General features: G+C 66.6%; 11 protein-coding genes and 1 pseudogene. 3 read left to right on the forward strand and 9 right to left on the reverse strand.

Going from position 1 to position 15,879, the window contains the following annotated elements:
• Positions 1-23: 23 nt before the first annotated feature.
• On the reverse strand, positions 24-815 hold the full coding sequence (locus ACFOMD_RS01475; protein ID WP_380855718.1) for an SDR family oxidoreductase: 792 nt from the start codon (positions 813-815) through the stop codon (positions 24-26).
• Positions 816-1,105: 290 nt separating this feature from the next.
• Here ACFOMD_RS01475 and ACFOMD_RS01480 point away from each other — a divergent pair, with 290 nt between their 5' ends.
• Both ACFOMD_RS01480 and ACFOMD_RS01485 read left to right on the forward strand, forming a co-directional pair.
• Positions 1,106-3,349 (forward strand): acyl-CoA dehydrogenase family protein, encoded by a 2,244-nt coding sequence (locus ACFOMD_RS01480; RefSeq protein WP_380855721.1) that lies wholly within the window; start codon positions 1,106-1,108, stop codon positions 3,347-3,349.
• Positions 3,350-3,388: 39 nt separating this feature from the next.
• A complete protein-coding gene (locus ACFOMD_RS01485; RefSeq protein WP_380855724.1) occupies positions 3,389-4,504 on the forward strand; it encodes a CaiB/BaiF CoA transferase family protein in 1,116 nt (371 codons plus the stop codon).
• Here the strand turns inward: ACFOMD_RS01485 and ACFOMD_RS01490 are convergent.
• From ACFOMD_RS01490 to ACFOMD_RS01525, 8 genes are all read right to left on the reverse strand, one after another.
• The gene (locus tag ACFOMD_RS01490) at positions 4,501-5,313 is read right to left on the reverse strand and encodes an SDR family NAD(P)-dependent oxidoreductase (RefSeq protein WP_380855727.1); all 813 of its coding nucleotides are present in this window, start codon (positions 5,311-5,313) and stop codon (positions 4,501-4,503) included. The two genes, ACFOMD_RS01485 and ACFOMD_RS01490, sit on opposite strands and share 4 nt — an antisense overlap.
• Positions 5,314-5,329: 16 nt before the next feature.
• Positions 5,330-6,304, reverse strand: a complete 975-nt coding sequence (locus ACFOMD_RS01495) for a DODA-type extradiol aromatic ring-opening family dioxygenase (RefSeq protein ID WP_380855730.1) — start codon at positions 6,302-6,304, stop codon at positions 5,330-5,332.
• Positions 6,305-6,467: 163 nt separating this feature from the next.
• Positions 6,468-8,876 (reverse strand): TonB-dependent receptor, encoded by a 2,409-nt coding sequence (locus ACFOMD_RS01500; RefSeq protein ID WP_380855733.1) that lies wholly within the window; start codon positions 8,874-8,876, stop codon positions 6,468-6,470.
• A 223-nt stretch (positions 8,877-9,099) separates the two neighbouring features.
• Entirely contained in the window at positions 9,100-10,422 is a 1,323-nt protein-coding gene (locus ACFOMD_RS01505; protein ID WP_380855736.1) for an MFS transporter, read from the reverse strand.
• A 30-nt stretch (positions 10,423-10,452) separates the two neighbouring features.
• Positions 10,453-11,292, reverse strand: a complete 840-nt coding sequence (locus ACFOMD_RS01510; protein ID WP_380855739.1) for an alpha/beta fold hydrolase — start codon at positions 11,290-11,292, stop codon at positions 10,453-10,455.
• 32 nt (positions 11,293-11,324) lie between these two features.
• A complete protein-coding gene (locus ACFOMD_RS01515) occupies positions 11,325-11,813 on the reverse strand; it encodes an aromatic-ring-hydroxylating dioxygenase subunit beta (RefSeq protein ID WP_380855741.1) in 489 nt (162 codons plus the stop codon).
• The gene (locus ACFOMD_RS01520; RefSeq protein ID WP_380855744.1) at positions 11,810-13,114 is read right to left on the reverse strand and encodes an aromatic ring-hydroxylating oxygenase subunit alpha; all 1,305 of its coding nucleotides are present in this window, start codon (positions 13,112-13,114) and stop codon (positions 11,810-11,812) included. The genes ACFOMD_RS01515 and ACFOMD_RS01520 overlap by 4 nt, the downstream gene beginning before the upstream one ends.
• A 112-nt stretch (positions 13,115-13,226) precedes the next feature.
• The gene (locus ACFOMD_RS01525; protein WP_380855747.1) at positions 13,227-14,024 is read right to left on the reverse strand and encodes an IclR family transcriptional regulator; all 798 of its coding nucleotides are present in this window, start codon (positions 14,022-14,024) and stop codon (positions 13,227-13,229) included.
• A 223-nt stretch (positions 14,025-14,247) separates the two neighbouring features.
• Here ACFOMD_RS01525 and ACFOMD_RS01530 point away from each other — a divergent pair.
• Positions 14,248-15,879: pseudogene (locus ACFOMD_RS01530) on the forward strand (3-(methylthio)propionyl-CoA ligase).

The following is a 15,879-nucleotide window of genomic DNA, read 5'->3' on the forward strand; positions in this document are numbered from 1 at the left end:
GGTATCCCCGAAAGCGTGAAAGATCAGAGCAGCGAGGTGATGCCGCCACCGTCGATCACGAGGCTCTGGCCGGTGATGAACGAGGCCTGCGCGCCGCACAGCATTGCGCAAAAAGGCGCCAGCTCTTCGGGCTGCCCGAAGCGGCCGGCGGGAATGCGCAGCCGCTTCTTGGCGAAGGCGAACTCCTCCTGCTCGTAGGTCGTGCCCTTCTCGGCCGCCATCTGCGTGAAGCGCTCCAGCGAGGTGGCGGTGTGAAACATGCCGGGGAGGAGGTTGTTCATCGTGACGTTGCGCGCGATGTAGCGCTTGCTCACGGCATGAACGAAGTTCAGCAGCGCCGACCGCGTCGGGCCGGACAGCAGCCGCGCCTGCCACGGCGCCTTGGCGCCGATCGTCGCGATGTTGACGACGCGGCCGAACCCGCGCTCCGCCATGCCCTCGAGCGTCGCGCGCATCAGCTCGATCGGGCCGATCAGCGTGGTTTCGACCGAGTCCCGGTAATCCTGCGGCGTGATCTCGAGATAGTCCTCGGTCATCGCGGGTGGGCTGCAGGTGATGACGAGGATGTCCGGCTCCGGACAGGCGGCGAGCAGCGTGGCCCGGCCGGCCTCGGTCCCATGATCGGCGACGACCGCCGTGACCTTAGCGCCCGTCTCCTGCGCGACCTGCGCGGCGAAGTCTTCCAGCCGCTCCCGGCCGCGCGCGGAGATGAACAGCTCGACGCCTTCTGCCGCCAATGCCTGTGCGCTTGCCGCGCCGAGGCCGGCGCTGCCGCCGGCGACGATGGCCTTGCGGCCCCGAATGCCCAGATCCACGATCGACCTCCCCCTGCCGCCGGCCATCCGCCGGTTCAGCGCCGCAACTTCTCGATCCGCCACCAGCCGAGGTCAACCGCCGCAGGGAATTATACATTCATGTAATTGCCCGCTTCGGCCAAATACGCGTTCTGTATTGCCGGCCTTGCGCTAATGATGCGGCAAGCCCGCGATGGCATTTCGGATGTCGTGCGACGTCTCGCGCCATCTCAACAGGGCAATCGTTCAATAACGCCGCACCGCTCCACTGGATGTCGAACGCGGCGGCTTATCGGGGAGGGCCTTTCGCGATGAATCAACTGGCACGGCATGACACAGACGTCGCGACGCCACAGACCCCCGGCAGCGACGAGCGCCGCATGCTTCTCGATGCCGTCCGCTCGTTCCTCGAGGACAAGTGGCCGGCGTTAAAGGCGGTCGAACTCGGCAGCGATGAAGGCGCCGTTCGCCGCATCGGTGCCGAGCTTGCCGGCATGGGCCTGTCCGCGCTCGGCGCCGACCGATCGATGGGTGGCGTCCAGGAAATCCTGCTCGTCCACGAAGAGCTGGGCCGCGCGGCCTGCCCCGCCCCGTTCTTCGCGACGTCGATGATCAACCTGCTGCTCGCCGGCCGAGCCGATGCGCTACTCGACAGCATCGCCGCCGGTACGGAGTTTCCGGCGCTGTCGTTCGGCCCCGAGGATGGCGACCGTACCGCGGGCACGCTGGTCGAGAACGGCGATACGGTCAGCGGCGAGCTTCGCTACCTTGATGCCGCTGCCGGCATCACCACCCTCGTCGCCGCGGTCTCGCCGACGCGGTTTGCCATCGTCCGGCTGGGCGACGGCGCCGAGCTCATCCCGACTCGTTCGGTCGGCGCCGCCGGCCTCGCCACGCTTCGCCTGACGAACGCCGCGGCGAGCTTCATCGACCTCCCCGCCGGGCGGCTTGCGACGGTGGCCCTGGTCGCGCGGCTGGCACTGGCGGCGCGCGCTTACGGTGCAGCGCAGCGCGCGTTCGAAATGGTCGTCGACTATTCGAAGGAGCGGAAGCAGTTCGGCCGGCCGATCGGCGGCTTCCAGGCGATCCAGCACAAGTTCGCCAACAGCTACATCGCGCTCGAAGGCGTCAAGCAGGCGATCGACGGCGCGGGCGCGCAGCATGACGCCGGCGACCCGGAATGGCATGTGCTCGCGACGGCAGCCATCGCCTTCGCGAGCAGTTCACTGCGGCAGGTGGCGCTCGAGACCCACCACGCGTTCGGCGCGATCGGCTATGCCGAGGAGCATGAGGCGCCGCGTCACTTCAAGCGCGTGCATCAGGACGTGCTGCGCATGGGCGGCGTCGGCCGCGCGCGTGCCGAGCTGGCGGCACGCTTCCTCGACGAGGGGCGCGGCTTCCCCGATTTCAACCTCGGCGCCGAGGCCAACGCCTTCCGCGGCGAGGTTCGCGCCTGGCTGGCCGAGCATTGGCCCGCGAGCCGCCGCGACGAGTGGGAAGCGCGCAACCGCCCGCACCATCACGATCGCGATTTCAACCGCGAGTTCGGCACGACCGGCTGGCTGGCGCTCAACTGGCCGAGGAAGTTCGGCGGGATGGACGGCACGCCGATGGAGCTGCTGGCGCTGCACCAGGAGCTGGTGCGCGCCGAGGCGCCGCGCGTCGGCTCGCAGATCCAGGCGGTGGGCTGGATGCTGTACGGCCGGCCCGAGCAACAGGCCGAATATCTGCCGGCGCTCGCCCGCGGCGAGGCCTTCTACGGCATGTGGTACAGCGAGCCGGGCTCCGGTTCTGACCTCGCTTCGCTGCAGACGCGCGCGGTGCGCGACGGCGATCACTATGTGATCAACGGCCAGAAGATCTGGACCACGTCTTTCTACGGCGACTACATGTGGCTCGCGGCGCGAACCGATCCGACCGCGCGCCCCGACCCCGCCGGCATCACCATGTTCTGCGTGCCCACAAGTACGCCGGGCTACACGATCAGCCGCATGGACAACATGTACGACGGCGAGTTCGCGCAGACCTTCTTCGACGACATGCGCGTCCCCGCCGAATGCGTCGTCGGCGAGGAAAATAAGGGCTGGCGAGTGTTGATGGGGGCCCTCGGCACCGAGCGCGGCATCGCCGGCGCCACGATCGTCATGGAAGCCGCCAACCTGTTCGAGCACGCCTGCGCCGCAATCCGTGCCGACCCTGCGCTTCGTCAGGACGCGACGGTTCGCGACACGATCGGCTGGCTGGCGGCGGAGCTGGCCGTCGGCCGTCAGCTCGGCCTTTACTGCTTCGAGGTGGCGGGCACCGGCGAGACCCCACTGCAGCTCGCGGCGGCCACGAAAGTATTCTCGAGCGAGCTCACCGAGCGGATGAGCGAGGGGCTTCAGGAGGTGTTCGGCATGGAGGCGTCGCTGTCGCGCGGCGCCGAAGGGGCGCTTCTCCACGGCAAGCTCGAGCAGAAGCTGCGCAACTCGCTGATGTACGTCATCTCGATGGGCACCAACGAGATCCAGCGCAATATCATCGCGCAGCGCGGCCTGGGCTTGCCGCGGCCCTGAACTTTCGGTCATGCCGAAGACAGGTCACGGGAGGTTGAGATGATGTCGCCGCTGAGCGGAATCCGGGTGATCGACTTCACCACCATGATCGCCGGCCCGCTGGCGACGCGCTACCTCGCCGACTATGGCGCCGAGGTCATCAAGATCGAGGCGCCCGAAGGCGACATCATGCGGTCGCAGACGGCGGCCGACGACGGCTGGCGGCGGATTTTCGGCCAGTACAACGCCGGCAAGAAGAGCGTGGTGCTCGACCTGAAGTCACCGGAAGGACGGCAGGCGGCGATCGATCTGGCGGCGGGCGCCGATGTCGTCGTCGAGAATTTCCAGCCGGGCGTGATGGCCCGCCTCGGCCTCGACTATGCGACGCTCGCGGGGGTTAAGCCGACGCTGGTCTATTGCTCGCTGTCGGGTTTCGGGCAGGAGGGACCGATGGCGCGGCGGCCGACCTATGCGCCGGTCATCCATGCGCACAGCGGCTTCGACATGGCGATGGCGCGGCTCGACCGCAGCGACGACGCGCCGCTCACCCATTCGGTGATGATCGCCGACCTGATCGCCGGCGCGAACGCCTTCGCCGCCATCCAGACCGCGCTCGTCCATCGCGAGCGCAACGGCGTCGGCAGCCATGTCGATGTCAGCCTGCTTGAATCGATGATGCAGCTCGTCGGCCTCCACTATCAGCAGGCGCGGGTCGGCACATTGCCGGCGCAGTCCAATTATCCGCCGCTGAAGAGCGCCGACGGGCATGTGAACATCCCGCTGATCTCGCCGCGCACCGTGCTGTCGGTGTTCAAGCTGCTCGGCCGCGAGGACTGGGTGGCCGAGGTGGTGGCAGGCGGCGCGGTACAGGCGCGTCGCGACGAGTTCATGCCGCTACTGCGCGAGTGGGTCGCGGCACGTAGCTCCGCCGAATGCGAGCGGGTGATGACGGCGGCCGGCGTCCCCTGCGCCATCTACCGTGCGCCGGAGGACATCTGGAGCGACCCGCAATGCCGCGATCGCGGCGCGTTCGGCGAGGTCGAGGACGCTGCCGGCAGCTTCGAGGTGCTGGGCGCGCCCTTCCGGATCGGCGACGCCGACTGCCAGGTGCGGCGACATATTCCGTCGGTCGGCGAAGACACCGACGCGGTGCTGTCGGCGCTGGCGAAGCGCTAGCGCTTCTCAGGGTTCCAGGCCCAGTAGCGGGCGACCGCGCCGGCATCGACGCGCAGATCCTCGCCGGTGATCATCGCCGCATCATCCGAGGCAAGGAAGGCGACCGCCTGGCCATAGTCGCGCGGGGTCGGCAGCTTCTGCATGGGAATGCCGCGCCGGTAATTCTCGATGCGCCCTTCCCACCCCGCCGGCAGGCTCATCTCGCTGCCCCAGCGTTCGGCGCGCGCGATCGCCTCGAGCGGATCGGTCGCGGTCGGGGTGACGCTGTTGACGCGGATACCGCGCCCGACCAGCTCCATTGCCGTCGAGCGGGTGAAGTTGAGCAGTCCGCCCTTGGCGGTGCTGTAGGCCACATTGCCGGGTTCGCCCTGATGGCCGGCGGTCGACACAATGTTGATGATCGCGCCGCGCCGCGCGCCCTCGATCATCGCCGCGGCGCCGAACTTGGTGAACAGGAACGCGCCGGTCAGAATGATGTCGACCTGCCGCCGCCATTCGGCGACCGGCATGTCGATCACGCCCTTCTTGTTAAAGATCGCGGCGTTGTTGACGAGAATGTCGAGGCCGCCAAACGCTTCGGTCGCCGCGCTCACCGCCGCCTTCACCTGATCCTCGTCGGTGACATCGCAGGTCACCGCCACCGCCCGGCCGCCGGTGGCGACGATCGCGGCGGCGCAGGCCTTTGCATTGCGCTCCATCGCGTCGACGCAGACCAGCGACGCGCCATGTTCGGCGAGTACCTCGGCGATGCCGCCACCGATGTTGGCGCTGGTGCCCGTGACCAGCGCAACTTTGCCCTGCAATCTCATGCGCGTCTCCGCTCGCTCACGCCGGCGGCGAGATCAGGAAGCATTTGGACGAATTGAAGATCCATGTCTCGACGAAGCTGGTGTGCGCTGGCACGCGGCCGAGCTCGCTGAGTGCGCCGGCAAGGCACATCCAGTTCAGCACCTCCTGCTGGCCACTCTCCTCGACTGCCTCCGGTGAATAGTCACGCCATACGCCATAGTCGCCGGTGCGCAGCGCCTCGTAAAGAACCAGGTCGGCGTCGGTGTCGGGATAGAGATAATGGGTCTTCGGCGTCAGGAACGCGTGCGACCAGCTCGACGACGAAAGGATGGCCACGCGCCAGGGCGACTCTTGGAAGAAGCGCGCGGTGGCGGCGCCGAGGTCGAACAGCCGCGCCGGCGTCGGCGCGGAGGGATCAAGCTCGTCGTCGGTCAGGCTGCGTTCGAAATCGGGGCGCCCGCCCTTCTGCACGATGACCCGGCGGCCGTAGCAATTGATGGCGAACGGCAGCACCGGATAGTCGAAGCCTTGCCGGTCGTAGTCGAGATAGATGATGCCGTTGGTGAAGGCATGGCCGAGCGGGTCGTGCAGCGGCTTGTAGGAATAGGCGGTGTCGAAGCCGTTGCGGATGAGATAGTCGGCCAGCTTCTTGCCCGCCTGCCGATGGCCGGGCAGCTTGATCCGCGTTTCGGTATCGCCCCACAGGTTGCCGCTCGGCATCCCGAACTCGAATGAATCATAGGCGCAGATGCAATAGGGCGGGATCACGTCCTCGCGGAAATTCTCGTACTGGTCGTCGCCCCAGATCAGAACGAGGTCGGGCTTGAAATCATCGAGCGCGGCGCGGATCTTGCGGAACTCGGCGACCAGCAAGTCGCGATGCTCGGCCGCCGCCTTCGTGCCTTCGTCGTCGCTCCATTCGGCTTGCATCGCCGCCGGCCATCCGCCCGGCTGCCCGAGCTCGGGCGGGAGATGCGGGTTACGCAGCATCGCCTTGAGGATGCCGGCCATTTTCTCATCCGGCCGCGCGAGCGGCGGGTAGTGGCTGCATCCGAGAAGAAGAACGTCGCCCATAGCTACTTTCTGTTACGCGCCGGCAGCGGGATGTCCGGCCCCGCGAGTTGATGGCTTCGTTCGCGGGGCCGGCATCTGCGCTGGGTCGATCGACGCCGCGCTAGTTGAGGAAGTTCGGACGCAGCGTCAGGCGCAGCCAGACCTCGCGCCCGCGGCTGACCACGGCGGAGAAGTCGGCGCGCTGGCCCGGACCGGCAGTACCGGTGGTGCCCGCGACGCCGGTCCCCGAAATCTGGGCGCCGCTCGTGCCGTAGTATTTGTTGGTCAGGTTCTTGCCGATCAGCGCCAGCTCCCAGCTGCCTTCCTCGGCGCCAACCGCAAGGCCGGCGTCGAACAGGAACTGCGAACCGCGCGTCATCCACGGCGCGGATTCCTGCGCGAGGTAGGAGAAGGACTGATAGTTGGTGCGGCCGTTGAGCTTCAGCTCGAGCCCGCTGCCCACCCCGCCCTCATAGTCGAAGCCAATCGTGCCCGACCATTTTGGCGCGCGCGGCAGCACCTGGCCGCTCAGGTCCTGGAGATCGGGAACGGTACCGGCGTCGGGGCTGTCGATGGTGCAGCCCTCTGCAATCGTCTGGCCGACCCAGCAGGTACCGAAGAACTCACGGTAACGCGCCCGGTTGAAGGCGAGGCCGCCGCTGAGGCTGAGCCCGTCGACCTGGTCTCGCATCGAATAGTTGAAGTCGACCTCGACGCCGCGCACCCGCGAACTGGCGGCGTTGCTGATGCGCGTCGTCACCGTGCTCGGATCGAAGGCGCTGACCTGCAAGTCATCGTAATTGTAGGTGTAGGCAGCCGCGTTCAGGCGAAGCCGGCGATCAAGCAGCAGCGCCTTGGCGCCGATCTCGAAGCCCTTGCCGACCTCGTCGCTATACGAATTGTCGATCGAGGTGACCGCCGGGTTGTTGATGAGCGAGGCGAAGGTCAGCGAGGTGATCTGGAACGATCCCGACTTGAAGCCTTCCTTGTACGACGCGAACAGGTTGATGTCCGGGTCGGGCTTGTAGGACAGCGTCACCTCGGGCGACAGATTGTCGAACTTTACCTGCGGAATGAACTTGTTGCTGAGGTTGACGCTCTGCTTCTTGGTCTCGTCGGTGTAGCGGGCGCCGCCCGACAGCTCGACACTGTCGGTTAGCTGGACCGACGCCTGCGCGAAGGCCGAATAGACCTCGGTATCGATGCTGAACTCCGCCGCGCGATTGTTGGTCAGCACGTTGGTGGTGCGGTTGAGCAGCGAGACCTGCTCGTAATCGTCGTAGGTGTCGTTCTGGTAGAAGGCGCCGATCATCCAGTTGAAGGCGCCGTCGGCGTTGTCGGAGAACAGACGCACTTCCTGCGAGAAGGCCTTTTTCTTACCGCCGAGCGCGGTGAAGGTCTGCGCGAAGCCGCGGTTGATCTGATCCATCGACGACTGGTCGATGCCGTACCAACCCGAAATGGCGTTGAACATGACGCCGTCGGTCAGCGCATAGTTGATGTCCGCCGAGACAACATATTGCTCGATCTCGGTATAGGGCACGCCATCGCGATAGCGCGGGTTGCCCGAGCGGGTGGCGAGATCGGCCGGCAGGTCCTGGCGCGTCGTATGGTTGTCGGCGCGGCAGTCGGTAAGCCCCGGCACCGCGGCGCTGCCGCCCGGCACCCCCGTCGGGCAATAGACGCGCTGCGCGAGGAACAGATTACCGAAGTCGCTGACGTCATCGAACGTGCCCTTCAGGCGAACGGTCAGCCCGTCGGCCGGATCGAGCAGCAAGGTGCCGCGAACAGTGGTCGATTCCGTCCCCGGCCCGCGCGGATGCCGCACGCCCGGGAAGTCATTGTAGACATAGCCCTTCTGGTCGCCGCGGCGCACCGCGACGCGGGCGCGAACGCCCTCGGTCAGCCGGCCCGACAGCAGGCCTTCGAGCAGATATTCGTCGGCCTTGAACTCATAGCCGCCACGGACCATCACCTCGGTCTCGTCCTTCGGATCGGCCGAGCGCAGCGAGATGATACCGCCCGAGGCGTTCTTGCCATAGAACAAAGCCTGCGGGCCCTTGAGCACCTCGACCTGGCCGAGATCCATCTGACCCAGGCGGACAACATGGCCATAGGAGATCGGCACACCGTCGACGTTGATCGTGACCGCCGGTTCGGCGCCGGTGTTGCTGGTCGGGCTGGCCACGCCGCGGAGCGTGATGAGGCCGCCATAGGCGGAGACATTCTGCTCGACGACGAGCTGCGGGGTCAGCCGCGCCACGTCGGTCACGCTGAGCACGCCGGCGCGGTCGAGCTGCTCGCCGGTAAAAGCGGTTACAACCGCTGGCACGTCGATCAGCTGTTCGCTGCGGCGGCGGGCCAGGACGATGATCTCGTCAGCCGAGGGTTCGTCATCGGCAACGGCGGGCGCTGCGGCCTCCGCCGGAGCTTCCGCCTCGGCGGTCTGCGCCTGGGCGGCGGACATCCACATTCCGCAGCCTGCCACCGCCAGCACAAACGGGCTCGCCCGCATCATCAGTCGCGACATCTCGTCCTCCCCGCAGGCGCAGCCGGTCGCCTGCGCCGGCGCGGACGTCATCCGCTCCGGCGGTGGAAACCACTCGCCTGACTTATTATGGCGTTGCCGCCTTTTTCCTGTGACCCCGTCCCGGCGCCACGCTTCTTGGATAGCCCGTCGAAGGCGTGTGTAAATTGAAAAGCCGCCCTGAAATGCAACTATATATATGTAGAATCCGAACGCGTGCCGAAGCTTAGGCTCGACGCCGGGCGCCAGGCAGCGCAAGCGCCAGAAAGATCACCGAAAGTGCGCCGCCGACCAGCCCCACGACCATCATGCCGTAGCCGAGCGCGCGCGGATCGCCCTCCCAGTTGCTCGCGAATAGCGCGACCAGAACCGGCCCGCCCGACAGGCCGATGATGCTCTTGAACATGAGGTTCAACGCCATCAGCCGCCCGCGCATGCGGCTCGGTCCATAGGTCTGCATCGCGAGCGCGGCGAGGACCGCGTTCGAGCTCATCGCGAGCATAAGAAAGCCGATCGCGACCATGGTGACGGTGAGTGTCGGCGCGAGCGCCATGAGGGCGAACATCGGCGCACCGATCAGGCAGGCGAGAAGATAAATCAGGATAATGCCGTCGCGGCGCCCGCGCTGCTCCAGCTTCGTCGCCGCCAACGGCCACAGGAACGATCCGACGATCGCGACGGGAACGCCGACGGTGCCGAACAAATAGCCGGCTTCTGCTGCCTCCAGACCATAGGCCCTCACAAGGAAGGTCGGCGCCCATGCCAGGATGCTGGCGCTGCACAGCGACCAGGCGCCGGTACCGACGAAGTAGGGGAGAAACAGCCGCCACTCGCGCTTCAGGAAGGCGAAGAAAGAGGCGACGCCGCCGTTGTCGTCCTGTGCCCGGACGTCCGACGTGATCTCGCGCGCCGGCTCGTCCACCGTCCACAGCATCAGCAGGGCCAGAAAGATGCCCGGCGAGCCGACGAGGATGAAGGCGATACGCCAGTCGCTGAGACCGCCGAAGCTGATATGCTGTGCGACATCGAGCGCGGCGCCGCCGACGACGAACGCGCCCGTGCCCATCACGGTGGCGACGACGCCGTAGACCGAAACCGGTAGCGCCCGCTTATGCTGGGGAAACATATCCGCGATGAGCGAGATCGCCGCCGGCGTCAGCACCGCCTCGCCGATTGCGATCCCGGCCCGGCACAACGCCAGCGTCATGAAGTCGTGCGCGAACGCCGAGGCCATCGTCGTCCCGCTCCAGAGAAGAACGCCGGCGACGACGATGAGCCGCCGCTGGAACTGATCGATCATCTGGGCGAGCGGCAGCCCCGCCAGCGCATAGACCATCGCAAAGCCGGCGCCGAGCAGGACGCCCATCTGCGTATCGCCGATGCCGAGTTCCTTCGACACCGGATCGACAACAAGCGCGAGCATGTAGCGATCGATGAAGGAGATGCCGTAGAGCGCGGCGAGGATTGCGACCACATACCAGGCTCGCGCCGCGCTGAAGCCGCCGCTTTGCGGAATCGGGGTCGGCGAAGATGAAACCACACTCGTCATATCGCTTCCCCTTCGGCTGCTCGCCGTTGATTAGATGTCGGCAGACAGAAAGCCGATCACGTCGCGGTTGAACCGCGCGGTCTGTTCCCATGGCGCCCACAGCCCGGTGCGGCCGTACACGTTGAGCTGCGCGCGCTTCATCTGCGCGAGCATGAACAGCCCGACATCGAAGCCGATCACGCGGTTTTCGCGCCCCCAGATGATGAGCGTCTCGGTCTCGACCTCACTCAGCCGTTGCCAGATCGGCTCGACGGGCGTCGAGCGGGCGTGGCCTTCGTGCGCCGTCGCCATGAAGTCGGGATCGATGCTTACCCGGTGGCGGTCGTCGATCAGCTCATCGGTGATCCGCGACTTGTCAAAGATGATCGTCTCGAGATAGCGCTGCATCTTCTCGCGGCTCGGGCCGGTGCCGCCGTAGTAGCCCATAATGTGCTTGGCGCCCTCGGTCGGCGCAGCCGCGAACAGCGACGGCCCGACCGGCGGCGCGACGACGATGAGCCGCTCGATCAGTTCGGGGCGGCGCAGCGCCATCATCAAGCCCGCCGCGCCGCCGGTCGCCAGGCCGACAATGTGGCAGCGGTCGATGCCGAGCGCGGTGAGCATGTTCTCGAACACGTCGGCATAGAAGCCGTAGCGGCCGGTGGCGATGGCGGGCTTGTCGGACTTGCCGTAGCCGGGAAGGTCGACGATCACCACGCGGAAATGCTGCGACAGCGCCGCGAGGTTCTGCCCGAAATTGCCCCAGCCGTAGGCACCGGGCGCGCCACCGTGGATGGCGAGCAGCACAGGCCCCTCGCCGGCCTCGTGATAGTGGATCCGAACGTCGCCGGCCTGAACGAAGCGGCTGGTCGACTCTGCGCTGAGCTGCACGGCTCCGCCTTCCATGATGCGCCGCGGCGCGACTAGAGGATGATCGAGATGCGGCCCTGCAGGCGCAGCGTGTCGCAATCGAGCACGGCGCGCTTGCGGCGGATCGCGAAGCCGCCGCCGTCCACCGGCCGCAGGTCGTAGATCGCATGGCCGGGGAAGACGTCGAGCCGGTCGCCGCGGCTGCGATGCACGACGAAGTTGCAGCGCACGCGGATCAGCCCGTCTTCGCCTGCCTCGACCTCGACGTTGGCGATCATGTGCCGGGTCTTGGAACGCGGAAACTCGGCATGCGCCGCCCGTTTGAGCAGGCGGATCGCCCGCTCGACCAGCCGGTGGTGATCGTCGTTGATCAGGAACAGCGACGAGTTGGCGTCGCCGTCGGGCAGGTCGGTCGACGGCACATGATATTCACCGTCTTCAGTGAACAGCGCCGACCATTCGGTCAGCCGCCATTCGTCGAGCAGCCGGGCCTCGCGAAACAGGAAGTCCTCGACCTCGGCACGGGTGGGAAGAACGGTCATGGGCCGACGAGCTCCTCTTCCGAACCATCGGTCACCAGCTGGTTCCAGCGCCGCCAGAAAGTGCGGAGCGCGAGCTCCTCGGTCTTCGACTGTTTCTCGAGCAGCATCCCGCGCGACACGTCGTTCCAGCCGCCGGAGACATAGCCCTTCTGGGCGGCCTCCAGCATCTCGATGTCGTCGGGCGTCGCAAAGCCGGCCGGGCCGAGGAACTCGACATAGTTGCGCAGGCGACGGGCGCGCGATTCCTCGCTCTCGCCGATCGGCGCCAGCGCCCAGCTCGTCACCACCATCCGGTCCGGCCCGGCCGGATAGAAGGTGCGCACAGTGATCGCCATGATGTCGTTGACGACGAGGTTTGGGAACACCGCCAGGTTGCGGTCGCCGGTCGCGACGACGGCGCCGCGCTCCGGCCCCAGCCGCTCCATGATCTCCGCCTGCAACGTATCGATCTCGCCGCGCGAGGCCTCGCCGAAGCCCGGCACCCAGCGCGCATAGGGCCGGCCCCACGGCACCTCACCGATCGACTCGCCCACCGCGTGGCCGTTACCGAGGTTCTTCACCCAGCCGACGTTGCCGACCTTGACCTGCTTGGCCGGCGCGCCATCGCGGCTGCGCAGATATTCGAAGTAGGTCGAATGCGTCGGCATGCCGTGGTAGCCGTCGATGCTGTTTTCCAGCAGCAGCTTCCAGTTGGCGTTGATGGCATATTCCTGGGCGCCCGCGACGATCTCCATGCCGTTCGGGCCCTGATCGGCGACATAGGCGAGATAGTCCGCCGACTCTTTCAGATAGTCGAGCAGCGGCTCCACCTCGGTATCGAAGCAGATGAAGATGAAGCCGCGGAATACCTCGAGCCGGGCGACGGGACGCAGGTTGAGCGAGCCGTCGTCGTTGGCGTCCGCCGCCAGCCCTTCGCGGCCGGGCATGCCGTTGAGCTTGCCCGACAGGCTGAACGTCCAGGCGTGATAGGGGCAGGTGAACGCCGGCGCCGTCCCTGACCGCTCGCGGCACACCAGCGCGCCGCGATGCGTGCAGACGTTATGGAATGCGCGAAGCTCGCCGTCCTTGTCCCGGGTCAGCAGGATGGGCTTGCCGGCGACGTCGCGCGTCAGGAAGCTGCGGGCGGCCGCCACCTCGGATTCATGCGCGAGATAAAGCCAGCAGCGATCGAAGATGCGCTCCTGCTCGAGCGCGAGCACCTCCTCGCTGAGAAACGCGTCGCGATTGACGCGGAAGCGCCCCGCGCTCCGGTCCTCGTCAACGAGGGGCAGCGGCGCGCGCGCCGACTTTGCGATACTCATCGCGAACACATCCTCCCTGCGCAATGCGGCCTCGGTGGCCTTCTTGCTTGGCGACGGACATGAAGCCCGTCTCTGCGCGGAGCGATACGTAGACCCCGAACGGGGTTGGGCTCTAGGGGGCGAGCGCGTCGAGATGCATTTCTTCGGATGTGTAAGTGTCGGCGTCGTCGCGCGGCGTCATTCGCGACAGCCGTTCATGCAGCGTGGCGACGATGTCGCCATGCAGCGCTGCCAGCCGGTCATCCGGCCCGATGACGTTAATCGCCATGACACGGCCGAGCCGTGGCCGCGGCAGTAGCATGCCGATAATCGCCGCGCCCTGGACATAGGTGTGCCGCGCGTAGACATGGCCCAGCTCGCGAACCTCGTTCACTCGCGCGATGACCTCGTCGAACCGCTCGCGCTTCGACGGGTCGGGCTGCTCGATGTTCACCCGCCGCACCAGCCGGTCGATGATCTCGTCAGTGCGCGCGGACAGCAGAAGAGTGCCGAGGCCCGAGCGCAGCAGCGGCCGGCAGGTGCCGGGGCGAAGCTGGACAGTGAGCGCCGACCGCGACGGCAGCACATGGATATGCTGCGCCTGCAGATCGCTCTGCGCACCAAGGCTGATCGTCTCGCCGGTCAAGTCCTGAAGCTCGCGCATGACTGCGAGAACTTCGTCGCCCTCGAACAGCTTGTCCGACACCCAGTGGCCGAGCGTCGCCAGCCGCATCGTCGGCATATAGGTGCGCGTGAAGCGGTCGTAGTCGAGGTAGCCTTTCACCACCATCGACTTCAGCAGCGCCGCCGCGCTCGATACCGGCCAGGCGAAATGATCGGCAACCTGCTTCAGCGACAGCGGCTCGCAGACCGCTTCGAAATATTCGAGCACATCGAAGGCGCGCGCCGCCGACTTGACCACTCCGACCATAAGACACCTGCCATGACTTCGCTGCCGGTAGACGGCGACAGCAACGACGAGGATAGTGCGCGCCGGCGAGCCCGGTCAAAGCGCGCTGAAGTGACAAGAGCGCGCAGCCGCCCGCGTTTACGCACATGTAGAAATGCACGGCAGGCGCCGCCGCCGGTGCCGGGCGCCGACCCTGCCCCCTATAACCCGCCCCCGAACGACATGATGGGTGGGGAGGTTTTCAATGCTGGGGTCGATGCAGAATTGGCCGTTGCTGGTGTCGAAGCTGATCGACCATGCGGCGCGCGCCTACCCGACAGTAGAGATCGTGACGCAGTCGGTCGAAGGGCCGCTGCACCGCACCAACTGGCTGGAGCTGCACGGGCGGTCGAAGAAGATCGCGCAGGCGCTGACCCGCCTCGGCATCAAGCAGGGCGACCGCGTCGCGACGCTCGCCTGGAACACCTGGCGTCATATCGAATGCTGGTACGGCATCTCCGGGATGGGGGCGGTCGCCCACACCATCAACCCACGGCTGTTCTAGGACCAGATCGCCTATATCGCCAACCACGCCGAGGATCAGGTCCTGTTCTTCGACCTGACCTTCCTCAAGCTGGTCGAGGAGCTGGCGCCGCGCTTCGAGACGATCAAGCATTTCGTACTGATGACCGACCGCGCGCATATGCCGGCGAACTCATCGCTCGACCTGCTCTGCTACGAGGATCTCGTTACCGCCGAGGACGGCGCCTACGACTGGCCAGAGCTCGACGAGAACACGCCGGCGGGCCTCTGCTATACCTCGGGCACCACCGGCAATCCGAAGGGCGTGCTCTACACGCATCGGTCGAACGTGCTGCATACGCTGGGGGCGTGCCAGATCGATGCGTTCGGCATCTCATCGCGCACTGTCATCCTGCCCGTCGTGCCGATGTTCCACGCCAACGCCTGGGGCCTGCCCTATGCGGCGGCGGCGGCCGGCGCGAAGTTCGTGATGGGTGGACCGAACAATGACCCGGAGACGCTTCACCGTCTCATCATCGACGAGGGCGTGACGGTCACCGCCGCCGTACCGACGGTGTGGCTGGGGATGCTGCAGCACCTCGAGGCGACCGGCGCCGATCTCGGTCGGGTCGAGCGGGTGATCATCGGCGGATCGGCCGCACCGCGGTCGATGATCGAGACGCTGGAAGATACCTATGGCGCCACCGTCATCCACGCCTGGGGGATGACCGAGATGTCGCCGGTGGGTTCGGTCGGCATGCTGTGCGCCGGTGGCATGGCGGAGAGCCGCGAGCGGCAGATCGACCTCAAGAGCAAGCAGGGCCGCGCATTGTTCGGCGTCGAGATGACATTGCGCGACGCGGACGGCAAAGACGTACCGCGCGACGGCGTCTCGTTCGGCAATTTGATGGTGCGCGGGCCGTGGACCGTCGACACCTATTTCAAGGGCGACGGCGGCAAGGTGCTCGATGAAGACGGCTGGTTCGACACCGGCGACGTCGCGACCATCGACCCGCGCGGCTATATGCAGATCACCGACCGCTCGAAGGACGTCATCAAGTCAGGCGGCGAGTGGATCAGTTCGATCGAGCTGGAAAATGCCGCCGTCGGCTGCCCCGGCGTCGCCGAGGCGGCGGTGATCGGCCTGCCGCACCCGAAGTGGGACGAGCGGCCGTTGCTGATCGTGGTGCGGAAAGACGGCGCCACGGTAGGCGGCGCCGACATCCTCGCCCATCTGCGCGACCGCATCGCCAAATGGTGGATGCCAGACGACGTCGTGTTCGTCGACGCCATCCCGCACACCGCCACCGGCAAGATCCAGAAGACGGCGCTGCGCGAGCAGTTCAGGGATCACCGGCTGCCAACGTCGCCATAG

The organism is Sphingoaurantiacus capsulatus (genome assembly GCF_042648405.1).
Lineage (GTDB): Bacteria > Pseudomonadota > Alphaproteobacteria > Sphingomonadales > Sphingomonadaceae > Sphingoaurantiacus > Sphingoaurantiacus capsulatus.